Source organism: Vibrio sp. BS-M-Sm-2 (assembly GCF_041504345.1).
Classification (GTDB): Bacteria; Pseudomonadota; Gammaproteobacteria; order Enterobacterales; family Vibrionaceae; genus Vibrio; species Vibrio satsumensis.
Genome location: NZ_CP167894.1, coordinates 3,129,777 through 3,153,118 on the forward strand (window position 1 = coordinate 3,129,777; position 23,342 = coordinate 3,153,118).

The 23,342-nt window shown below is 44.5% G+C and carries 22 protein-coding genes; 19 read left to right on the forward strand and 3 right to left on the reverse strand.

Features of this window, described 5'->3' with window-relative positions:
• Nucleotides 1-72 precede the first annotated feature (72 nt).
• Together cmoA and AB8613_RS14355 are read right to left on the reverse strand one after the other, a co-directional pair.
• Complete coding sequence (cmoA, locus tag AB8613_RS14350) at nt 73-801, reverse strand: carboxy-S-adenosyl-L-methionine synthase CmoA (protein WP_017062083.1); 729 nt, start codon at nt 799-801, stop codon at nt 73-75.
• Nucleotides 802-940: 139 nt separating this feature from the next.
• On the reverse strand, nt 941-1,846 hold the full coding sequence (locus AB8613_RS14355; RefSeq protein ID WP_239716223.1) for a DUF72 domain-containing protein: 906 nt from the start codon (nt 1,844-1,846) through the stop codon (nt 941-943).
• A gap of 314 nt (nt 1,847-2,160) precedes the next feature.
• On the opposite strand from AB8613_RS14355, the gene aspS reads away from it, so the two are divergent.
• From aspS to AB8613_RS14445, 18 genes are all read left to right on the forward strand, one after another.
• A complete protein-coding gene (aspS, locus tag AB8613_RS14360) occupies nt 2,161-3,939 on the forward strand; it encodes an aspartate--tRNA ligase (protein WP_372383991.1) in 1,779 nt (592 codons plus the stop codon).
• A gap of 169 nt (nt 3,940-4,108) precedes the next feature.
• Nucleotides 4,109-4,630 (forward strand): crossover junction endodeoxyribonuclease RuvC, encoded by a 522-nt coding sequence (gene ruvC / locus AB8613_RS14365; RefSeq protein ID WP_008219936.1) that lies wholly within the window; start codon nt 4,109-4,111, stop codon nt 4,628-4,630.
• 191 nt (nt 4,631-4,821) lie between these two features.
• Nucleotides 4,822-6,282 carry a methyl-accepting chemotaxis protein gene (locus AB8613_RS14370; RefSeq protein ID WP_372383992.1) on the forward strand — a complete coding sequence of 487 codons (1,461 nt, stop codon included), beginning with the start codon at nt 4,822-4,824 and terminating at the stop codon, nt 6,280-6,282.
• A 92-nt stretch (nt 6,283-6,374) separates the two neighbouring features.
• Nucleotides 6,375-6,986, forward strand: a complete 612-nt coding sequence (gene ruvA, locus AB8613_RS14375; protein WP_017062079.1) for a Holliday junction branch migration protein RuvA — start codon at nt 6,375-6,377, stop codon at nt 6,984-6,986.
• Nucleotides 6,987-7,089: 103 nt separating this feature from the next.
• Nucleotides 7,090-8,106 carry a Holliday junction branch migration DNA helicase RuvB gene (gene ruvB, locus AB8613_RS14380; RefSeq protein WP_017062078.1) on the forward strand — a complete coding sequence of 339 codons (1,017 nt, stop codon included), beginning with the start codon at nt 7,090-7,092 and terminating at the stop codon, nt 8,104-8,106.
• Nucleotides 8,107-8,657: 551 nt separating this feature from the next.
• Nucleotides 8,658-10,244 (forward strand): cytochrome ubiquinol oxidase subunit I, encoded by a 1,587-nt coding sequence (gene cydA / locus AB8613_RS14385; RefSeq protein WP_017630634.1) that lies wholly within the window; start codon nt 8,658-8,660, stop codon nt 10,242-10,244.
• Nucleotides 10,245-10,258: 14 nt separating this feature from the next.
• The gene (gene cydB / locus AB8613_RS14390; RefSeq protein ID WP_146492171.1) at nt 10,259-11,395 is read left to right on the forward strand and encodes a cytochrome d ubiquinol oxidase subunit II; all 1,137 of its coding nucleotides are present in this window, start codon (nt 10,259-10,261) and stop codon (nt 11,393-11,395) included.
• Between the two features lie 31 nt (nt 11,396-11,426).
• A complete protein-coding gene (gene cydX, locus AB8613_RS14395) occupies nt 11,427-11,534 on the forward strand; it encodes a cytochrome bd-I oxidase subunit CydX (RefSeq protein WP_000270284.1) in 108 nt (35 codons plus the stop codon).
• Nucleotides 11,527-11,829, forward strand: a complete 303-nt coding sequence (gene ybgE, locus AB8613_RS14400; RefSeq protein WP_060982372.1) for a cyd operon protein YbgE — start codon at nt 11,527-11,529, stop codon at nt 11,827-11,829. Before cydX ends, ybgE begins: the two co-directional genes overlap by 8 nt.
• A 171-nt stretch (nt 11,830-12,000) precedes the next feature.
• Nucleotides 12,001-12,438, forward strand: a complete 438-nt coding sequence (gene ybgC, locus AB8613_RS14405; protein WP_017104273.1) for a tol-pal system-associated acyl-CoA thioesterase — start codon at nt 12,001-12,003, stop codon at nt 12,436-12,438.
• Nucleotides 12,428-13,111, forward strand: a complete 684-nt coding sequence (gene tolQ / locus AB8613_RS14410; RefSeq protein ID WP_285953243.1) for a protein TolQ — start codon at nt 12,428-12,430, stop codon at nt 13,109-13,111. The genes ybgC and tolQ overlap by 11 nt, the downstream gene beginning before the upstream one ends.
• 3 nt (nt 13,112-13,114) lie before the next feature.
• Nucleotides 13,115-13,558, forward strand: coding sequence for a protein TolR (tolR, locus tag AB8613_RS14415; RefSeq protein ID WP_017062072.1), 444 nt, complete (start codon nt 13,115-13,117; stop codon nt 13,556-13,558).
• A gap of 13 nt (nt 13,559-13,571) precedes the next feature.
• Complete coding sequence (gene tolA / locus AB8613_RS14420; RefSeq protein ID WP_372383993.1) at nt 13,572-14,639, forward strand: cell envelope integrity protein TolA; 1,068 nt, start codon at nt 13,572-13,574, stop codon at nt 14,637-14,639.
• Between the two features lie 12 nt (nt 14,640-14,651).
• Nucleotides 14,652-16,004, forward strand: coding sequence for a Tol-Pal system beta propeller repeat protein TolB (gene tolB, locus AB8613_RS14425; RefSeq protein ID WP_060982374.1), 1,353 nt, complete (start codon nt 14,652-14,654; stop codon nt 16,002-16,004).
• Nucleotides 16,005-16,114: 110 nt separating this feature from the next.
• Complete coding sequence (gene pal / locus AB8613_RS14430) at nt 16,115-16,657, forward strand: peptidoglycan-associated lipoprotein Pal (RefSeq protein ID WP_017062069.1); 543 nt, start codon at nt 16,115-16,117, stop codon at nt 16,655-16,657.
• A gap of 33 nt (nt 16,658-16,690) precedes the next feature.
• Nucleotides 16,691-17,473: a tol-pal system protein YbgF gene (gene ybgF / locus AB8613_RS14435; protein ID WP_146492168.1), complete on the forward strand. Its 783-nt coding sequence runs from the start codon at nt 16,691-16,693 to the stop codon at nt 17,471-17,473.
• Between the two features lie 210 nt (nt 17,474-17,683).
• Nucleotides 17,684-18,745 carry a quinolinate synthase NadA gene (nadA, locus tag AB8613_RS14440; RefSeq protein WP_017062067.1) on the forward strand — a complete coding sequence of 354 codons (1,062 nt, stop codon included), beginning with the start codon at nt 17,684-17,686 and terminating at the stop codon, nt 18,743-18,745.
• A 175-nt stretch (nt 18,746-18,920) separates the two neighbouring features.
• Nucleotides 18,921-19,952 carry a potassium channel family protein gene (locus tag AB8613_RS14445; protein WP_048659644.1) on the forward strand — a complete coding sequence of 344 codons (1,032 nt, stop codon included), beginning with the start codon at nt 18,921-18,923 and terminating at the stop codon, nt 19,950-19,952.
• Between the two features lie 76 nt (nt 19,953-20,028).
• Here the strand turns inward: AB8613_RS14445 and AB8613_RS14450 are convergent, their stop codons facing one another.
• Nucleotides 20,029-20,598 carry a UPF0149 family protein gene (locus AB8613_RS14450; protein ID WP_017062064.1) on the reverse strand — a complete coding sequence of 190 codons (570 nt, stop codon included), beginning with the start codon at nt 20,596-20,598 and terminating at the stop codon, nt 20,029-20,031.
• A 171-nt stretch (nt 20,599-20,769) separates the two neighbouring features.
• Here AB8613_RS14450 and AB8613_RS14455 point away from each other — a divergent pair, with 171 nt between their 5' ends.
• Complete coding sequence (locus AB8613_RS14455) at nt 20,770-23,223, forward strand: hybrid sensor histidine kinase/response regulator (RefSeq protein ID WP_285953244.1); 2,454 nt, start codon at nt 20,770-20,772, stop codon at nt 23,221-23,223.
• The last annotated feature ends 119 nt before the right edge of the window (nt 23,224-23,342 follow it).

Sequence of the window (23,342 nt, forward strand, 5' to 3'; positions counted from 1 at the left end):
CGTTCCTCGCTCTTGAGGATGACCTTTTAGTACGTGCTAACGGTGTCGTGACTGTTACGTAACCGAAAATGTTTACTTTATCGCGAACATTGAACCAAAGTTGAAACATTGGAACCAGACTTCGCTGCTTGAGAAGCCAATCTTATCAAATCGTTCTCTGTGAACAGGGATCGAATCCGGACGCATCACGTTTTCAATTGCGCTGCGTTTCTGGCTTACTTCTAGCTCGCTGTATCCGTTAGCACGTTTGAAATCATGGTGCAGGTCGATAAGCAGCTCATTTGAGCTTTCGTCTTCGAATACGTATTTTTCAGACAAGATTAAGATCCCGCCCGGGCGCAAGCCTGCATGAATTTTTTCAAGCAGAGCGTATCGATCGTCCGGAGACAGAAATTGCAGCGTAAAGTTAAGCACCACAACAGAAGCGTCTTTGATTTCGACTTCGCGAATGTCGGCTTCAATCACTTCTACTGGTGTGTCACTGCGATAAGCATTAACGTGCAATTTGCAGCGTTCAACCATGGCTTCTGAGTTATCGATAGCGAAAATCGTGCAGCCTTCTTGCTGAATGTGACGACGCATAGAAAGTGTCGCCGCACCAAGCGAGCAGCCAAGGTCGTAAATATTTGAATGTGGCTTTACAAAGCGCTCAGCCAGCATGCCGATTGCAGAGATGATATTGCTATAGCCAGGCACCGAGCGTTGAATCATATCCGGAAATACTTCAGCAACCCTTGCATCAAAGGTGAAGTCTCCAATTTTATCAATAGGAGCGGAAAAGATATTGTCTGTGTTGCTCATGGCATTTTCTCTCGACAGTCAGCGTAATTGGTACAAAATTCGTACCAAATAAAAGGGGGCGTATTTTACGTAAAAAAAGCGCGGCTGTCACGAAAACTGAGATTTAGCTCAAGGTTCGAAGTTACTTATAGGTGAGGGGCTAAAACATCGAGATTTGGTTATTGCCTTTCTGAGCAGGAAACTGAGCCAGGTCAGGCAATAATAATGACGTATTTTCAGACACTTGCTTTTGCAACAGCTCGTAAATAGCGATGGCAAGTTCAGGCGCATGATTATTGTCTGGGGTGTGAATCATTAAATACGGTTGTTTCCCTTCGCTTAGCCAGTTTGGAATTTTGGTAAACCAAGGCTTAAAAAACTCAATGTTAGGTTCTTGGTCTGGGTGGCCAATAAATCGAATCATCGGGTTATTGGCGGTCGCAATCGCATGAACGGGGACACGCGGTTTTTTCTGATGTGCATCGAACACCGCTTCTGTGGTTGGTGGCGCGGAAAACACGGGGCGGCTATCCATAATTATGCGATTAATACCTTCTTCGACCAGCCATTGATTAAAGCGTTTTTCAGCATCGCCTTTATCAAAGAAACCCAAGTGTCGAACTTCGACACCAAGCTGCATATCTTTTGGGAACAAGGTGCAAAATTTTTGTAGGGCAGGCAGCATGCTGGGCTCAAAGCTGTGTGGCAGTTGAATCGTCCATTGACCAATGCGGTCGTGGAGTGGCGACATCGTCATCAAGAACTCTTTGAGCTCTGCTTGGCAGTGCCTGAGTTGCTGCTGGTGGGTGATGAATTTAGGTAGCTTGAAAGTGAACCTGAAATCATCATGACTGGCGGCTTTCCAATTATGAACGGTCGACATACTCGGCGTAGCGTAAAAGGTCGTGTTGCCTTCCACAGTATGAAAAACTTGTGTGTATTTCTCTAAGCGTTCAGCAGGCTTTGTTCCTTTTCCGTAGAACTGACTTTGCCACTCAGAATGAGACCACATGGTTAATCCAAGTCTTAGAGGTAAAGTTTCTGCTGTTATTACACGATCATCCATCTATTACACCGTTATTCATCACGCCATCAGACATTACAAAAAGTTTTTGGGTTTAAACGAAAATCTACTTTACGAGAGTTTTGCTGATTAAGGTACTTTCGAGATATAATTATCGCAATTTTTTCGGTTTTGATGAATCTTTGCGCACTTGATGGGCTAAAAAGCAGCAAAGCCAGATAAAACACAATAAATTCGAATGTGGAAGGTCGATTTTAAGCGAGTTTCCGCGTATAAATGTTCCTTTGCTCTGTTGTGTGGAATGACCACAGACAGCTTGGAAACTAGTAAATAATTAAGAGATTGGGAAATTCATTATGCGTACCCATTACTGTGGTAACCTGAACAAGTCCCTGGCGGGACAAACTGTAGAATTGTGCGGCTGGGTAAACCGTCGCCGTGATTTAGGCGGTCTTATCTTTATTGATATGCGTGATCGTGAAGGCATCGTTCAGGTTGTTGTCGATCCAGATATGAAAGATATCTTCCCGATCGCTAACCAACTGCGTAATGAATTCTGTATCAAGTTTACTGGTGAAGTACGTGTTCGCCCGGACAGCCAAGTAAATAAAGACATGGCTACTGGTGAAGTAGAACTTTACGCGACCGGTCTAGAGATCATTAACCGTTCAGAAGCGCTTCCACTAGACTTCAACCAAACGAACTCTGAAGAGCAGCGCCTTAAGTACCGTTACATCGATCTTCGTCGTCCAGAAATGAGCGACCGTATCAAGCTTCGTGCACGTGCTTCTAGCTTCGTTCGTCGTTTCCTTGATGAGAACCTGTTCCTAGACATCGAAACGCCAGTACTAACGAAAGCGACACCAGAAGGTGCTCGTGACTACCTAGTACCAAGCCGTGTTCACAAAGGTAGCTTCTACGCACTTCCTCAATCCCCTCAGCTGTTCAAGCAACTGCTGATGATGTCTGGTTTTGACCGTTACTACCAAATCGTTAAATGTTTCCGTGATGAAGATTTACGTGCTGACCGTCAGCCTGAATTTACTCAAATCGATATCGAAACATCTTTCATGACTTCTCAAGAAGTACGTAACGTGACTGAGAAGCTTGTTCACGATATGTGGAAAGAACTTCTAGATGTTGAACTAGGCCAATTCCCAGTAATGCCTTTCTCTGAAGCGATTCGTCGTTTCGGTTCTGATAAGCCAGATCTACGTAACCCACTAGAGCTAGTTGATGTTGCTGACTTGGTTAAAGACGTTGAGTTCAAAGTATTTTCTGGCCCAGCTAACGACGAGAAAGGTCGCGTAGCGGTTATTCGTGTTCCAGGTGGTGCTAAGCTAACTCGTAAGCAAATCGACGGTTACGCTGAACACGTAAACATCTACGGCGCGAAAGGCCTAGCTTGGATGAAGGTTAACGACCGTGCTGCAGGCATGGAAGGTATTCAATCTCCAGTTGCTAAGTTCCTAAGCGAAGACGTAATCAACGGTATTCTAGATCGCACTCAAGCTGAATCTGGCGATATCATTCTGTTCGGTGCAGACAAAGCGGGCGTTGTTGCTGAAGCAATGGGCGCACTTCGTCTTAAACTAGGTACGGATCTAGAGCTAACAGACACATCTGCATGGGCTCCACTGTGGGTTGTTGACTTCCCAATGTTCGAAGAAGACGGCGAAGGTAACCTACACGCAATGCACCACCCATTCACATCACCACTAGGTGTGAACGCGGAAGAGCTTAAAACGAACCCAGCAGCAGCAAATTCAGATGCATACGACATGGTAATCAACGGCTACGAAGTAGGCGGCGGTTCTGTACGTATTCACAACGCAGAAATGCAAACAGCGGTATTCGGTATCCTAGGTATCGAAGCACAAGAGCAACAAGAGAAGTTCGGCTTCCTACTTGAAGCGCTTAAGTACGGTACGCCACCACACGCTGGTCTAGCATTCGGTCTTGACCGTCTAGCAATGCTGCTTTGTGGTACAGAGAACATCCGTGACGTTATCGCATTCCCGAAAACAACAGCAGCAGCATGTCTACTAACAGACGCGCCAAGCCTAGCGAACCCGGCATCACTGGAAGAGCTAGCAATCGCAGTTAAATTGGCAGAGAAAAAAGAGCAAGCGTAAGCCTGTTATCTTTTCTTGTTGATGAAGAGATCCTAGTTGATAGAGAGCTCTTAATTCATTAGCCAGACCTGTCAGTAATTAGAAAATGCCCGTTAATTTGACGGGCATTTTTTTTGCGTTCGATATACTAAGCTCATAAAGCATGTATAAATAATCAGTATTTGAAATTATGTCTATTATCTTAGGGATTGACCCTGGCTCTCGTATTACGGGCTATGGCGTGATTCGTCAAAATGGTCGTCATCTATATTACTTAGGTAGCGGTTGTATTCGCACCTCTGAAAAAGAACTGCCGGGTCGACTTAAACAAATCTACGCCGGTGTGAGCGAAATCATCACTCAGTTTCAGCCGGATGTGTTCGCTATTGAGCAGGTCTTCATGGCGAAGAATGCGGATTCTGCACTCAAGCTTGGACAAGCCCGTGGCAGTGCGATAGTGGCTGCGGTGAATGCTGATCTGCCCGTCCATGAGTATGCGGCTCGTTTAATAAAACAAGCGGTGACAGGCAATGGTGGTGCTGATAAGTCGATGGTTCAAAACATGGTGATGAGCATGCTTAAGTTACCGGCTAAACCACAGGCCGATGCTGCCGATGCTCTAGGCGTAGCGATCACTCACGCCAACACTAATAAAACCTTGATAGCACTGGCAGGTAAGGCGACAGGCGCGAGAAAAGGGCGCTACCGTTAAGTCCCATCCCTCTGCTTTCTAAAAGCTTGCATTCCATGAGCCTACGCCTCGTTTAGCTCAAAGCAAGACGCTCTTAAATCCTTGATGAAATGAGATCTTTCGAACACAAACCAAATAATAACATTGCGTATCATTTAACATGTTATTAACATTGGTCGGAGGTCTTACAAGTCAATCAAGGATGATCACTGATGAACCCAATCAAGCTGTGGCGCGCGCTATTTCTACCCAAAAATAATGGGTGGAGTAACAACGAAGTCAGACAAGCCGATATCTTATTACTCTTCACTTTTATCGCCTTCTTTGTGGGTGTCTACAGCCTCATCAAGTGGGCCAAGCATGAAGAGCAGCTGCTGGTTGCCACTTCCGTATTTCTTATCGCCTTTGAATTAGCCTCTGCACTTCTATTACGCATTACCCGAAAGCCTAGCTTGGCATTGAACTTTGGCTTTGTCGGCATGGCAGTGCACGCGCTGAATATCATTTACCAAAGCGGTGGTGTGGTGGCATCGACTCAGGCTTATTGGGTTCCTTTGTTAGTGGTCGCTTTTTTCTTATCGGGAACACGCATTATCGCCTTGGTATGGAGTGGGCTAGTGATTGGCGTGTCATTGATGATGACGTCGGCTCACCTTGATGGCTTTGAATTTCCGCAGTTAGTACTTACTCCGGAAGCCGTGGTCGTTGAAACCTGGTCTGGTGTAATCATGCCGCTGGTGGTGATCTGTATTGCTCAAGCGTTTACCGCTAAGCAAAAAGAGGTGGCGATTGAAATGGCAGAAGATGCGATTTCAGAAAGCCAACACGTTGCCAATCAAGCGACGCAAAGCGAAGGACGACTTTCGATTGTCCTTGAGCAAGCTAACTCAAACTCTGAAAGCTTACAGGGCGTATCTGTTCACTTGGACCAGCAGTCGCAAGATCTGCATGCTCAAGTTGAGGTGCTGAACATCAATTGCGAATCTCAGGCGAGTGCAGCAGAACAGATGAGCCAACAATTGCACCAAATGACTCAAGGTATCGAAGAATCAAACTCATTTGTGGGTGAGCTAAAAGAGCGTAGCGAAGCCGTGGGAACGAAAGCGCAGAAGAGCTCAGAATCACTAGAAGCTTCAACCAGTGCAATCAGCCAGATCATTCAAAGTAATCAAGAGATCATGAAAGTCGCTGATTTGATTACCTCGGTTGCTGAGCAAACCAATCTATTAGCACTTAATGCAGCAATAGAGGCGGCACGCGCTGGTGAGCAAGGACGAGGTTTTGCGGTAGTTGCAGACCAAGTGAGAGAGTTATCGGCGAAAAGCAGTCACTCCGCGATAGAAATTCGAACCTTATTAGACCGAAGTAAAGAAGAAGTGGAACATGGTAGAGCGATCATTGAAACTACGGCCAATGAAATGAACGGCATTATCTCTGAGGTGCAAACCATTTCTACTGATGTAAACCAACTGACCAATATTATGGCGATGCAGATGAGCTCATTGAAAGAACTCGATCTTGCGAGTTCAGAAGTAGCACAGAGTGTTGCAGAAACCAAATCCGTTTCAGGTTTAGTGGCCACTTACGGCTCAGAATTGACTGGGCATGTTACATCAGTCAAGGAACTGGTTGAAAGCCTGAATCGCGTGGTCTCCCAAGCAAAGCAAGCTTAAATAAATCATCCTAACAAACACAAAGAACTGGATAAGCATCCAGTTCTTTTATATTCTGTCCCTCAAATTATATTCCATCAAGAGAGTGAATTGTGATCGGACGTCTACGCGGTACATTAATAGAAAAACAGCCACCAGAATTACTAATCGAAGTGAGTGGTGTTGGCTATGAAGTTCAAATGCCAATGAGCTGTTTTTATGAATTACCAAATGTTGGCGAAGAGGCAATTATCTACACTCACTTTGTTGTTCGTGAAGATGCACAACTGCTTTACGGATTCAACACAGTTAAAGAACGTGCGCTGTTTCGTGAAGTCATCAAAGCAAATGGTGTTGGTCCTAAGCTCGGCCTTGGCATCCTCTCAGGCATGACTGCGAGCCAGTTTGTGCAGAGTGTTGAGCGTGAAGATATCTCTACGCTGGTTAAACTTCCGGGTGTGGGTAAGAAAACCGCAGAACGTCTGGTTGTTGAAATGAAAGACCGACTGAAAGGGTGGGGCGCGGGAGATCTGTTTACTCCAGCGACGGATGCTGCTCCTATTGATTCTATGCCAACCGTTCACGACGCGGAAGAAGAAGCGGTAAGTGCACTACTTGCATTAGGCTACAAGCCGACTCAAGCTTCTAAGGTGGTTTCTCAAGTGGCTAAAGATGGCATGACCAGCGAACAGTTGATTCGCGAAGCTCTGAAATCGATGGTTTAATACCCGATATACTTGTTCGACAAAATAGACTCATTCACTTTGCCTTTACACAGAGTCAAGAAGCGCAGAGTCAACAAGAGTATAGTTAGGAATAGCAGAATTTATGATTGAAGCCGATCGCCTTATTGCACCGGATAACCCAGTATTCAAAGATGAAGATGTCATTGATCGTGCAATACGCCCTAAAGCACTTGCCGACTATCAAGGCCAGGATCACGTTCGTGGCCAGATGGAGATTTTCATCAAAGCGGCACAACTGCGTAATGAGGCGCTCGATCATCTGTTGATATTTGGTCCTCCAGGTTTGGGTAAAACCACGTTGGCGAACATTGTTGCCAATGAGATGGATGTCAACATTCGTACCACTTCAGGCCCTGTTCTAGAAAAAGCGGGTGACCTAGCGGCGCTGCTGACCAATCTTGAAGAAAATGATGTCCTTTTCATTGATGAGATTCACCGTTTAAGCCCTGTGGTTGAAGAGGTGTTGTATCCAGCAATGGAAGACTACCAATTAGACATTATGATTGGCGAAGGCCCAGCGGCGCGTTCTATCAAGATCGATCTTCCTCCTTTTACTTTGATTGGCGCAACCACTCGTGCTGGCTCACTGACATCGCCGTTACGTGACCGCTTCGGTATTACTCAGCGTCTTGAGTACTACAAGGTTGAAGACCTACAAAACATTGTTCAGCGCAGTGCTGATTGCCTTGGTCTTTCTATGGAGTCCGAAGGGGCGTTAGAAGTTGCTCGCCGAGCTCGTGGTACGCCACGTATTGCTAACCGTCTACTGCGCCGTGTTCGCGATTATGCGGAAGTGAAAGGCGACGGACATATTTGCCCAGAGGTTGCTGATAAAGCGCTAAACATGTTGGATGTCGATGCTAAGGGTTTTGACTACATGGACAGAAAACTTCTGCTTGCGATCATGGAGAAGTTTGGCGGTGGTCCGGTTGGTATCGACAACATGGCTGCTGCGATTGGTGAAGAGAGAGACACCATTGAAGATGTGTTAGAGCCTTACTTGATTCAGCAAGGTTATCTACAAAGAACACCAAGAGGTCGAATCGCAACTGACAGAGCTTATTTACACTTCGGTATAGATAAGCCGTCTAATCGTTAAATTATTCATTTTTAAAGATCCCAGTTGCATAAGCGCTGGGATTTTTTGCATTTTACTGAATAACAACTCTTTGCGCGAATCGATAAAAATGCCGAATAGAGCTTTCAAAAATGAAAACTTTGATTTCAGGTTTGATTTGGCTAACAAAAATTGAAATAAGCTGTCATAAATTTTGTTAATACTTTATGGGTAGTTGTAATTTGTATGTTGAGGCAGTGCTGAGCTTTTGTCACAGATATCATGCGCTGTTATTAACAGAGCTCAAATTGGTGTGATTTTAGTCATGATTGTTCAAAAATACCTCTAATTTGCGTGAATAAAATTGATACAAATCAACGCAGGCTTCTCCTATAAATCTTTTGAAACATACTGATTTTACCAGTAATATTAGCGCCAGCTATATTAGCTCATGCTTAACAATAATCTAACTATAACGGTACGTTTTTGCTACAAATTTCAATTTGTAATAACAATCATATAAATTGTTTTAACATGGATTTTTGCGGTGAATAATCACACAAGTGTCATTCAGCCGACACAAAGGAGTTACCATGATTGATGTTGTTGATCTGTCGCGATTGCAATTTGCATTTACAGCGATGTATCACTTCCTATTTGTTCCACTGACACTAGGTATGGCATTTCTACTTGCCATTATGGAGTCAGTTTATGTAATGACTGGCAAGCAAATTTACAAGGACATGACCAAGTTCTGGGGTAAATTGTTTGGTATTAACTTTGCTCTTGGTGTAGCGACAGGCTTAACCATGGAGTTCCAGTTTGGTACTAACTGGTCTTACTATTCTCACTATGTTGGCGACATCTTTGGTGCTCCGCTAGCTATCGAAGCGCTTGTTGCATTCTTCCTAGAGTCTACTTTTGTTGGCCTTTTCTTCTTCGGTTGGGACAGACTGTCAAAGCGTCAGCACTTAGCGGTAACTTGGTTAGTAGCACTTGGTTCTAACTTTTCTGCGCTTTGGATCTTGGTAGCAAACGGCTGGATGCAAAACCCAGTGGGTGCGGAATTTAACTTTGAAACTATGCGTATGGAAATGGTGAGCTTCGCTGAAGTTGTACTAAACCCAGTAGCGCAAGTTAAATTCGTACACACAGTAGCGTCTGGTTACACAACGGGTGCGATGTTCATCCTTGGTATCAGCTCATACTACATTCTTAAAGGTCGTGACCTTGCCTTTGCTCGTCGTTCTTTCGCGATTGCAGCATCTTTCGGTATGGCGGCGATCCTGTCAGTAATCGTACTAGGTGACGAATCTGGTTACGAGCTTGGTGAAGTTCAGAAAGTGAAGCTAGCTGCGGTAGAAGCAGAGTGGCACACGGAAGAAGCACCAGCAGCATTTACTGTTTTTGGTATTCCTAACCAAGAAACAATGGATACTGACTACGCAATTAAGATCCCTTACGTAATGGGTATTATTGCAACGCGTTCTCTTGATAAAGAAGTAACGGGTCTACGTGACCTACGTGATGACCACGTTGATCGCATCCGTACAGGTATGTACGCATACGAACTACTTGAGAAACTACGTGCGGGCGATAAGTCTGAAGAAAACATGGCAGCGTTCGATGAAGTGAAAGGTGACCTAGGTTACGGTCTACTTCTTAAGCGCTACACAGACGACGTTGTTGATGCAACAGAAGACCAAATCCAAATGGCTGCGGATGATTCAATCCCAACAGTTTGGCCTCTATTCTGGTCATTCCGTCTGATGGTTGCTTGTGGCTTCATCATGCTGTTTGTATTCGGTGCTGCGTTTGTTCAAACGTGTCGTCAGAAAATCGAACAGAAACCATGGGTACTTAAAGCTGCGCTATTCTCAATCCCACTGCCTTGGATTGCGATTGAAGCAGGTTGGTTCGTTGCTGAGTTTGGTCGTCAACCATGGGCGGTTGGTGAAATCCTACCGGTTAACGTTGCTGCATCAGCACTAACTATTGAACAGCTTTGGACTTCTCTATTCGCTATCCTGGCATTGTACACAGTGTTCTTGATTGCTGAAGTTTATCTAATGCTGAAATTCGCACGTAAAGGTCCAAGTAGCTTGAAGACAGGCCGTTACCACTTCGAACAAAACGATAACTCTGTTGAAGACAAAGTTAGCCGTTCAGTTGAAGTATAAGTGAGGGAATATTAATGTTTGATTACGAAAGCTTACGACTCATTTGGTGGGTATTGATCGGTGTTTTACTGGTTGGTTTCGCCGTAACTGATGGCTTCGATATGGGTGTTGCCGCTCTTTCTCCTGTTATCGGTAAGAGCGACACTGAACGTCGTATTATGCTCAATACTATTGCCCCTCACTGGGATGGCAACCAAGTTTGGTTGATCACTGCTGGTGGTGCATTATTTGCTGCATGGCCGCTGGTTTACGCAACGTCGTTTTCTGGCTTCTACTTCGCAATGTACGCGACGTTAGCTGCGCTTTGGTTACGACCACTTGCACTTGACTACCGTTCTAAGATTGAAGACCCAAAATGGCGCAAAACTTGGGACTACGCACTTTGCTTTAGTGGCACAGTACCCCCAATCATTTTTGGTGTTGCATTTGGTAACCTATTACAAGGTGTGCCATTTGATCTGAACAGTCTAATGATGTCAAAGTACCACGGTACGTTCTTCGCTCTGTTGAACCCGTTTGCATTACTATGTGGCGTGTTGGCTCTAATGTTGTTCGTAATGCAAGGTGCAACATGGCTTCAAATGAAGACAACAGAAGATCTGCATCGCCGAGCTCGTAACGTTGCTCAGATCACTGGTCTAATTGCAATTGTTCTGTTCGTTATTGGTGGCTTCTGGGTTCAATCTATCGAAGGCTATGTAATCACGAGCACTATCGATACGTTTGCTGACTCAAACCCACTAAACAAAGAAGTCTCACTTCAAGTGGGTGCTTGGATGACAAACTTCGAAACGTATCCTGCAATGTGGGCGGCGCCGATCCTTGGTGTAGCAATGCCACTGCTTGCTGTGATTGCATCTCGCTTTGAGCGTGGTGGTTTCGCATTCTTGTTCTCAAGTCTATCTAACGCTGGTGTTATTTTAACGGCTGGTTTTGCAATGTTCCCATTTGTAATGCCGTCTAGCCTGAACCCTAACCATAGTTTGACTATGTGGGATTCAACAGCTAGTGAGCTAACGCTTGGTCTTATGACCGCAGTTGCGGCGGTAATGGTTCCTGTGATTCTTGGCTACACAACTTGGACATACTACAAAATGTTCGGTCGTCTAGATAAGAAACACATCGAAGATAACGACGTTTCAGCTTACTAAGCTAGAAGTGAAATAACTTAGGAGAAATTTTATGTGGTATTTCGCATGGATTTTGGGTGTACTTCTAGCATGTGCATTCGGCATCATTAATGCTCTATGGCTAGAGCATTCAGAAATGATGGACAAAGACAGTGAGTAATCTCGCAGAGCAAGTTGCTAAGCTGCATCAACCAATGGATAAGACTTTGTTAAGAGCTTTATCCCTAGTATTGGGTTTTATGCATGTGGGTTTAGTGATGTGGGATCCTGAAGCGTATGCGACAAGCATCGGTGGCTTTAACGCGATCATCGGGCCAATGTTTATCTGGGCAGTATGCTCAAGCATGGTTTACGGTATCGGATTTAAGCCAAGAGCTTGGATGTGGCAGCTATTGTTTAGCCCATACGTTTCACTCACAATTTTGCTCTACCTAACGGTGCTGCGCCTTTTATAAAAGGCAAAGGATTTAGGTTCATTACAACGTGAATCTTTATACTTGTTGGGTTTTTAGCCAAAAAGAGGTCATCTTATACAGATGGCCTTTTTTTCGTCTGTTAAATCAAAAAATTCACAGCGATATACTATTAATGATAAGGAGTTAGGTTATAGTGAGATCTTTATCGTTTTGAATTGTGGTATCAAATTGCAGGGATTATCTAAGCCATTTACGTGGCCAGTGACAGTGTATTACGAAGACACCGATGCAGGTGGTGTTGTATACCATTCAAACTATCTTAAGTTTTTCGAACGCGCTCGAACTGAGATGCTGCGCTCAATTGGCGTTTCTCAGCAAGTATTGTTAGAACAAAACATCGGTTTTGTAGTCCGACATATGGACATTGATTTTATTCAAGGCGCGCGTCTTGATGATTCTTTACAAGTCATTACAAATATTTACGAGTTGAAGCGAGCTACCTTGGTCTTCTGTCAAGAGATCGTAAATCCTGATGGCAAAGCATTGTGTAAAGCAATGGTTAAGGTAGCATGTATCGACAATCAAAAAATGAAACCAAAGGCAATGCCAACATTTATTCTTACGGAGCTAACGAATAGTGACTGCTGAAATCTCAATCTTAGGCCTAATTTTAGAAGCTAGTTTATTAGTTAAAATGGTCATGCTAGTTCTTATGGGCATGTCTGTTGTTTCTTGGGCGATGATCATCAAAAGAAGTAAAGTATTATCTCAAGCTTCGAAACAAACAGAAGTGTTTGAAGATAAATTTTGGTCAGGCGTTGATCTTGCAAAATTGTACCAAGAGAGCAATAAACGCAAAGGCGAGCTTTCTGGTACTGAAGAAATTTTCTACGCAGGCTTTACTGAGTTTGCTCGCCTTCGTAAATCGAATGCAACTTCACCTGACTTCATTATGGAAGGCACAGGCCGTGCGATGCGCGTTGCTGTTGCTCGTGAAGTCGATGAACTAGAAACTAACTTACCTTTCTTGGCGACCGTTGGCTCTATCAGTCCATACATCGGCCTATTTGGTACGGTTTGGGGCATCATGCACTCATTCATCGCATTAGGTGAAGTGAAGCAAGCTACGCTCGCAATGGTTGCCCCTGGTATTGCAGAAGCACTGATCGCAACAGCAATGGGTCTATTCGCTGCAATTCCAGCAGTAATGGCGTACAACCGCTTCAGTAGCCGAGTAGGCAAGCTAGAGCACAACTACGCGACTTTCTCTGAAGAGTTCCACAGTATTCTTCACCGTCAAGCGATGGCTGGCAGGGAATAATAGATGGCTGGATACCAACCTAAAAAACGCAAAATGACAGCAGAGATTAACGTTGTACCTTACATCGACGTTATGCTTGTTTTGTTGATCATTTTTATGGTGACTTCACCGTTTGTTACTCAGGGCGTTGACGTTGAGTTGCCTCAGGCTTCAACGGCTAAGTCGGCACAAGATCTATTGGGTGACGACAACGCGAGTTTCATCATCGTTGAAGTGAACAAAGACGGTGAGCTTGGCTTGAGTGTTAATGACGAAGAAGTACAACGTGGCTTATCCATGGAAGATATTATCGTCCGAGTGAAAGCTGAGTTGTCTTTGAAGCCAAACTCTCCAGTGGCGGTAGGTGGTGATGCCGCAACGCCATACGCTGAAGTGGTTTTATTACTTGATGAATTAAGCCGTGCAGGTGTGCCAAAGGTTGGCCTTTTAACGGATATAAGGGAATAGCTCCGTAGCATTCATGAAAGCGAATAATAAAAAATCCAATAATTTCAGATCACCGCTTCTTATTTCTCTTGGGCTGCACGTCATTTTATTCGTTGCGCTCATTTGGGGAGCGGATTTCACGATGTCAGAGCCAAAGCCTACAGGGCAGATGGTTCAAGCTGTGGTGATTGATCCTCAGATGGTTCGCCAGCAAGCTCAACAGATTCGTCAACAAAGAGAAGCGGCGAGTAAGAAAGAGCAAGAGCGTTTAGACAAACTAAGACGTGAAAGCGAACGACTTGAAAAGAATCGTAAAGCTGAAGAAGAAAATATTCGTAAGCTGAAAGAAAAGCAAGCTAAGGAAGCTAAAGCGGCTCGAGAAGCGGAAAAGCGCCGAGTTGAGAAAGAAAAACAACGCAAAGTTGAAGAAGCGCGTTTACAGCAAGAGAAAAAGAAAGCCGCTAAAGCCGAAGCTGATCGCAAGCTAAAAGAAGCTGCGTTAGTGAAAGCCGAGAACGAGCGTAAAGCCAAAGAAGCGGCGATTGCAAAAGCGGAACAAGAACGCGTGGCAAAAGAGAAAGCTGCGAAAGAGGCAGCAGACAAAGCTCGTAAAGAGAAAGAAGCTGCTGAACGCGCTGAAAAGCAACGCATAGCGAAAGAGAAAGAAGCGGCAGCCGCAGCAGAGAAAGCCCGTAAGGCAAAAGAAGCTGCAGCAAAAGCAGAAAAAGAGCGTAAACAGCAAGAAGCAGCATTGAACGATATCTTTGCTGGTCTTGAAACTGAAGCGACTCAAAACTCTTCAGCAAGGCAACAATTTATCAGTGATGAAGCTCAACGTTACGGTGCTATCTATACCCAACTGATTCAACAGAACCTGTTGTTAGAAGACAGCTATCGAGGGCGTTCGTGCCGAGTGAACCTTAAGCTAATTCCAACCGGCTCTAACGCGATATTGGGTAGTTTGAGTATCTTAGATGGTGATAGCCGTCTATGTGCAGCAACCAAACGTGCTGTGGCACAAGTGCAATCTTATCCATTGCCTAAAGACCCAGACATTGTGAACTCACTGAAAGACATTAACTTAACTGTATCACCAGAGTAAAAGGACGAACTTGTGTTAAAGAAACTATTACTGAGTTTTGTTTTCTTAATAGCGACAAGCAGCCAGTTCGCACATGCGGCACTGGAGTTGGTTATTACAGACGGTATTAACTCTGCACGACCTATCGCTATTGTCCCTTTCCGTTGGGAAGGCGCGGGACCATTGCCACACGATGTATCAGCCGTTATCGCTTCTGACTTACAACGCAGTGGTAAATTCAGCCCGGTTGCAACAAGCAAAATGCCTCAAACGCCTTATAGCGAATCTGAGGTCAACTTTGATGCTTGGACTAACCTAGGCGTTGATTCATTGCTAACAGGTAGTATCACTAAAAATGCCGAAGGGCAGTATGTGGTGAACTACCAACTGATCGACATTGTTCGTGGTCAATTGACTAAAGGACAAAGCCGCGCACTAAGCGATGAAGGCCAATTGGTACTTTCTAAAGACCACGTGTTGTTCAACAAAAAAGCGACAGTGCCTGGTAAACGCTTGCGAGAGTATGCACACCGCATCTCTGACTTAGTGTATGAAGAACTCACCGGCGAAAAAGGGGCGTTCTTAACTCGTATCTCTTACGTGGTCGTTAACGACAAAGATAAATACCCGTACCAACTTCGTGTTGCTGACTACGATGGCTTTAACGAGCGTTTAGTTCTTCGTTCTAAGCAACCGCTCATGTCACCAGCATGGTCACCAGACGGTAAGAAACTTGCTTATGTGAGTTTCCAAAATGGCCAAGCGGAAATATTCATCATGAATATTTACACGGGTGAGCGTGAGAAAGTGACGTCATACCCTCGTCACAATGGTGCGCCAAGATTCTCACCAGATGGTAAAACATTGGCATTGGTATTGTCGAAAACAGGTAGCCTTCAGGTTTACACACTTGACCTTGCTAGCCGTAAGCTGACACAAATTACCCGTGGCCGTTCTAATAATACGGAACCATTCTGGCACCCAGATGGCAAGTCTCTTATTTTCACATCGGATCGTGGTGGTAAACCACAGATTTATAATGTAAATTTGTCAAATAATTCGACATCTCGTATTACTTGGCAAGGTAGCCAAAACTTAGGTGGCCAGATCACCCCTGATGGTCGATTCCTGATCATGGTGAATCGCAGTAACTCAGGTTTTAACTTGGCTAAGCAAGATTTGGAAACAGGTGCGGTTCAGGTACTAACAAAAACATTGTTAGATGAATCTCCAAGTATTGCACCGAATGGAGGTATGGTTATCTATAGCTCTATTTACAACAAAACTAACGTACTATCGATGGTTTCTATCGATGGCCGTTTTAAAGCTAGATTACCGGCAACCAACGGACGCGTAAGAGCGCCAGCGTGGTCACCGTTTCTCTAGTTAATTTGATACATTCTTTTAGCTATTGATAGTGTTAACTATTGTGGCAATTAACTATCTATAGCACTTAGTCGCTGTAGAAACTAAGTTTGATAACGTAAGGAAAAAAGATGCAACTTAACAAAGTTCTTAAAGGCTTGATGATTGCACTACCAGTGATGGCAGTAACGGCATGTAGCTCAACTGATGAAGCAACATCTGCAACATCTGGTACAGAAAGCAACCAAACAACTTCAGGTTCAGAAGGCAACGTAGACACAACTGTTGTAACGCCAATTGACGCTAACGGTCAACTGTCTGAGCAAGAGCTTAAAGAGCAAGCGCTACGTGAAACTCAAACAATCTACTTCGCATTCGATAACTCTACTATCGCTGGCGATTACGAAGAAATGCTAGCAGCTCACGCAGCTTACCTAGTTAAAAACGTTGACATGAACGTTACTATCGAAGGTCACGCTGACGAGCGCGGTACTCCTGAGTACAACATCGCACTTGGCGAGCGCCGTGCACAAGCTGTAGCGAAATACCTACAAGCTCTAGGTGTTCAAGCTGACCAAATCTCTATCGTAAGCTACGGTGAAGAGAAGCCACTTCTTCTAGGTCAATCTGAAGATGTGTACGCTAAAAACCGTCGCGCAGTACTAGTTTACTAATTTTAGTAGACTATATAATTGAGGAATTGCCTCATGTTCAGTAACACAAAGCGAGTCATTTTGCTTTCGTTACTGGCAAGTGCAGCGAACACCACGTTCGCTGCACCAGCTCCAGTATCCGATCTCAATAGCACCGCAACCAATTCATCATCTTCCTCTCGATCAGCATCTAACGAATCAGATATTGAGCGTTTAGAGCGTCTGCTTCAAAATCGCAACCTCGTCCAACTTCAAATGCAACAGCAAATCGACGATATGGCACTGGAGATCAGTGAACTTCGCGGTGAGCTGGAACGAAATAGTTACGATATGAAGCAAATGCTAGAGCGTCAGCGTGAATTGTTCATTGAACTGGATCGCGTGAGAGGCGAGGTGAAAGCAGCAGGAACAGCAACGGTAGCAGTGGCGGTGGGCGAAGGCTCTAAAGACGCTTCTGGTACGTTTAGTACTGATGTGGATGAGCAAACCGCTTATCAAAATGCTGTAGATATGATTCTAAAGCAACGAGATTACACGGGTGCTATCGCAGCATTCCAAAAGTTTCAAAAAGACTTCCCAGATTCAACCTTCACACCTAACTCACATTACTGGTTAGGCCAGCTTTATTTCGCTAAGAAGCAAGATAAAGAAGCTGTGAAGAGCTTCGCTGCTGTTGTGTCTTACAAAGACTCAAACAAGCGAGCAGATGCACTGGTTAAGCTTGGTGACATAGCTGCGCGCAACAACAACGCGACGCAAGCTAAGAAATATTACCAACAAGTCGTAACCGAGTACCCAAACAGTGCTTCGGCTAAAGTGGCCAAAACCCACTTGTAAAACAAAATAGGGGTGCTTAGGCGCCTCTTTTTTATACCTGATTACTTCCGTTTGATGTTTACTTATCTTCTTTGTGGTGCCAACACGTCGCCTTGTTTATGCGTTTTAAGCATTAGCTAGCCACCGCTTGCAACCAATCCTTTTTGATCCCAATCGCTGTCCTGTGTAGAATACTCTAATTCTCGGAAGAAGTTGCGTAGAGCAAGAGCAATGAGTCATATACTAGATAAAATCGATACAGTTTACCCGTTTCCGCCTAAGCCAGTTCCATTGAGCGATGCTCAGAAACAGGCCCACATCGCAAACATCAAAAAACTACTTCAAGAAAAAGATGCAGTTCTAATTGCACACTACTACACCGATCCTGAAATTCAGGCTCTGGCAGAAGAAACTGGCGGTTTCGTTGGCGATTCATTAGAAATGGCTAAATTCGGTAACCGTCATTCAGCAAGCACTTTGATCATCGCTGGTGTTCGTTTCATGGGTGAGTCTGCAAAGATTCTTACTCCTGAAAAACGCATTCTAATGCCAACACTCGAAGCTGAATGTTCGCTTGATCTTGGTTGTCCGGCTGACAAATTTACAGAATTTTGTGATGCTCACCCTGACCACACCGTGGTTGTATACGCGAACACTTCAGCGGCTGTCAAAGCTCGTGCAGACTGGGTGGTTACGTCGAGCATCGCTTTAGAAATCGTTGAAAGCCTAGACGCTGAAGGCAAACCTATTATTTGGGGCCCAGACCGTCACCTAGGTTCTTACATCGCAAATCAAACCGGCGCTGACATGTTGCTTTGGCAAGGTGAGTGTATCGTTCATGATGAGTTCTCAGCTGATGCTTTGAAAAAAATGAAATCGGTATACCCAGAAGCGGCTATTTTGGTACACCCAGAATCACCAGCAAGCGTGGTTGAACTGGCTGATGCTGTAGGCTCAACAAGCCAGCTGATCAAGAAAGCAAAAGAGCTGCCTCATCCACAGATGATTGTGGCGACAGACAAAGGTATCTTCTTCAAGATGCAGCAATTGGTTCCTGAAAAAGAGCTGATTGAAGCGCCGACAGCGGGTGCTGGTGCAACGTGTCGTAGCTGTGCACACTGTCCTTGGATGGCAATGAACGGCCTTGAAGCGATTGAAAACGCACTTGAGAATGGTGGTGAGCAACACGAAATCTTCGTTTCTGACGAGCTACGTGTAAAGTCTCTTATCCCTTTGAACCGCATGCTAGATTTCGCAGAGCAGTTAAATGTGCAGGTAAAAGGTAACGCGTAAGTCGTTCTTTTATCTAATCAACAAAAAAACCAGCCAATAGTGCTGGTTTTTTTGTGCCTGAGTATAGGCCGCTAATATCAATTTTGTGGTCATGTATCTTTTTCTTATGATACATCTTGTTGATATCGCGTATTTTTTCTAGCATGTAACTAAGAGAAATGGATTAGAGGCTCGAATGATAATCTGGTTACAACTCAAACGCTGGATCAAAGCAAACATCTTTGTTTTGAATGGCAAAAACTTACTGTTCACTTTTCTTGGCTACATCGCTCTATCGTGGCTGATGCTGTATTTGGCGGGTGAAACAGATTTAACCAGTTCGGTCACCGTATTCGCTTACTACTTGGTGGTAACGGCTTCTACAGTTGGTTATGGTGATTTATCACCGACCACGGTAGCGGGGCAGTGGATTGTTATTCTATTTGTGATTCCCGGTGGGTTGAGCCTTTTCGCCGCATTACTGGGTAAAGTGGCGACAGAAGGTGTTGAATATTGGCGAGCGGGCTTGCTAGGAAAAAGGAGAGTTAGAGTGGACAACCACATTTTGATGTTGGGGTGGAATGAGCAAAGAACCATTCATCTCATCCGCATGCTACAACACGAAGAAACAGGTAAGCGACCAATCGTATTATGTACCCGTTCAGATATCGAGAACCCGTTACCCGGTGAAATCAATTTCGTTAAAGTAAACAGCTACACCGATGGCAAAGAGATGGAGAAAACGGGCATTGAGTCTGCAAGTTGCATCTTGATTGATAACCCAGAAGACGACATTACGTTATCTGCGGCGCTTTACTGTGCCAACCGAAACCCTAAGGCACACCTTCTTGTTTACTTTAAAGACGAAGCGCTGAGCGATTTATTGCACAAGCATTGCCCTAACTCAGAATGTATTCCAGCGGTGGGTGCTGAGATGTTAGCAAAGGCTGCGGTAGACCCAGGATCAAGTGCGCTTCATCAAGAGTTATTGAGCTCAACAAGAGGCATGACGCAGTATTCAACGTATTTCCCTGAAGACGCCGAGCCTGTCACCGTTGCGCCTATTTTCTCTGTGTTTAAAGAGAAGTATCAAGCAACGCTGATCGCGATTGATACGGGGAGTGGTATTGAACTCAACCCAGAATTAGACCAAGTGGTAAGTAGTGGCACTAAGCTGTTTTATATTGCTGATGAGCGCATTGATGACTTCGATTGGAAAGGCTTCTAAAGCCACTATTTTTACTTCGTCTGAAAACTAAAAAAGGCCTCATAATGAGGCCTTTTTGGCAGTATAAAACTCACTGTTATTGAGCTTCAGCCAGTGCAATACCACGTTGAGTGAGACCGCAAAGCATGACAGGAACAGCGTTAAAGATCTCTTCGAACTGCTCTAGGCCTTCGATGCCTTGCTCTGCAAGCGTAGCAATTGAAGTTTCTGGATCGTAAAGCATACTCAGTGAAAGTAATACGCCACCAACAAGCGCGTTGTCTTCGCTCTCTTCAGGCATTAGCGTTTCCCAATCATCACGAGCAATCTGCCAGCCTTGAAGCAAGCCTTCACAAAAATCACGAGCGGCAGTGTTAACCACTTCTTCGTCGTCTAATTGACAAGCTTCAGGCCAAACCCAAGTACCTTCAATCAGTTCTGGGCGAGTTTTATTCCAAAGCTCGATGATAACTTCAATGTAGCTTTCTAGCTGTTCACCATCCGTAAAAGGCGCGACTTCTTCGCCACCCCATAAGAACGGTAGCCACTCATGCGGGGTTAACACATTCGGTGCCGCTGCCATTGCAGTGACAAACCCCATTGTTTTGTGTTCTGTGATTAGCTTTCCTTCCAACTCTGGAAGCGCAAGAATATCTTGTAAAGTCAAAGTGAGGTACCGTAAAAGGGAACATATTTGCGCTTATAGTACCAATGAACTTGTGCCAATCAAGCTTCAATCTAAAAAGGCTTGATGTCATGGATGATAAACACTAGGTTTAACAGAAAAGAAAACAATAAAAGAATTATGCAGATACGGTCGTCTTTAAAGAAAAAAAGCATGGTAGCGCTTGGATTATACCTTGCGATGTTTATTGCCATTGTCGGTAGTGTGACGTATTACGTCGTAGAATCCCCTGTGCGCGCCAAATTACAACAAAACCTCGACTTACGTACGCAACTATTATCCGCATTGATTACAGAGCCACTCAGCAGCTCTCAAGGCTTTGTTGATAGTTTAGTGGGATTTGCACAAGCGCATCGTAACGGTGATGACGTCACTCTGCTACTGAAGTCAATGCTGGCAGCGAGCGATGATACGATCGTTAGCGCAGGTATTTGGCCAGAGCCTTATGCGCTTGATTCTAAAAAGCTCCTTAATAGTCATTTTTTCAATAAAGCAGACGATGGTAAGATTGACCAGTTGTTTTCTTACAACAATCCTAAAAACACCCCGTATCAAGAAGAGTATTGGTACACCTCTGTAGCCAATAAAAAACAAGGAACGATCTCTTGGAGCGACGTGTATATTGATCCCTACACGCACGTACGGATGATCACTGCTTCATCCCCTTACTACTATGCAGGCGTTTTTTCCGGCGTTGCGACGGTGGATCTCTCGCTTGAAGAGCTGCTTGGCTTCATCAAGAACCACGCCGAAGAGTACAATCTTGGTATTATGCTCAGAGATAAACTCAATCAAGTGTTGGTGTCCCATAACTTCAATCTCGTTGAAGGGATCTACATCAGTAGCAATCAATTTGGTGACTTCGGTTGGCAAGTGGATGTGGTGAACTCCAAGTCACGGGTAGCGGACGAGGTGTTTCGTCAGGTAATGAGTATTGAGGGCGGTATTGTACCCTTGTTACTACTCTGTGTGATGGCGGGTTATTACTTACTTAACCGTTACTTAATCAGTCCAATCACCAACATTGCCACTCAAGTAAACAGTTCGAAGGCCGGTGAAGTGATTGACGTTGATTATTCAAGCCACGATGAGATCGGCCACCTGATTAAAACCTTCAATGAGAAGACGGTGTATCTCGAAGCTGAAAAAGTGAAAGCACAAGCATCTACCAATGCTAAAACCGCTTTCCTTGCGACACTGTCACATGAAATTCGTACCCCTATGAATGGGGTGTTGGGTACTGCTCAGATCTTATTAAAAACACCTCTAAATTCTGAACAAGAGAAGCATCTCAAGAGTTTGTATGAGTCCGGCGATCATATGATGACTCTTCTCAACGAGATATTAGACTTCTCGAAGATCGAGCAGGGTAGATTGGATCTTGATGAAACACGTTTCCCGCTTGATTCGATCATCGGCAGTATTAACAGTGTTTACTACACATTGTCTTCCGAGAAAGGGCTTCAATTCAAAGTGTACTCCGAGGTGCCTTCTGGTCGTTGGTACTTCTCAGATAAAGCCCGCCTTCGCCAAATTTTGTTTAATTTATTGAACAACGCAGTGAAGTTTACCTCCAGAGGCTTTGTTGAGGTGTACCTTAAAGAAGTCGTAGACGGGAGTGACACCTATCTTAGTATTCGAGTTCGTGATACAGGAATTGGTATCTCTAAAGAAGCTCAAAAGCGTATTTTTAAACCGTTTGAGCAAGCGGAGTCTTCCACTACAAGGCGTTTTGGCGGTACTGGTCTTGGCTTAGCGATTGTGAAGAAAATTGCCCAACTGATGGATGGCAGTATCACCGTTACCAGTGAAGAGGGGATAGGCACTAGCTTTGATGTTCGCTTGAAGATTCAGCCATGTCAGCCTGGTGAAATAGAGAGCTTGCCACACAAGAAACTGGACTACTCCGGCTTAAAAGTATTGATTGTCGAGGACAACCGAACTAACACGGTGATCATTGAAACTTTCATGAGCAGTAAAGGATTCATTTGTAAGAGCGTCGAGAATGGTGAGTTAGCGATACAAGCCGCGGTTGCTGAGCGCTTTGATTTGATACTCATGGATAACCATATGCCAGTGATGGATGGTGTTGAATCAACCACTGCTATTCGTGCTTTGATAGGTGATGTGTCATCGGTATTGGTGTTTGGTTGTACGGCTGATGTCTTTAAAGAGACTCGCGAGCGTATGCTGGGGGCGGGTGTGGATTATATTATCGCTAAGCCGATTGATGAGCGTGAACTGGATGATGCCTTGTTCCGCTATTCAAATAAGCTTTACCAATACCATGACGTAAAAGCGGATGAGCTCGAAAGCCAAGACGTAAAACAACACGATTCAAAAAGTACAAGCGAGTCATTGCCTAAACCTGATCTTCGCAACAAAGATAACACTGAAGAGCTATTAGTGACGCTGTATGTGGCGCTAGAAGACAACAACCTAGAACTGATTCAATTTGCACTAGAGAGTCTACGTGTCCACGTTGAACCTATGAACAACGCTGAACTTACTTATCAAGTCGATAAAGCGTTAGAGCAGGTTTCTTTAGGATCACCACCTACACAAGATGTCATTAATATCATTACTGTAAATCTACCGATGGCTTAAATGTTGTTTAATTACGGTAAGTAAATGACGAATCGTCCAATATTTGACCTTGGTTTGATTTTTTGGTGGAAGCTACTGCTTTTGAAGAGGTTTTTGGTTGTTAATTTACAACTTGATTT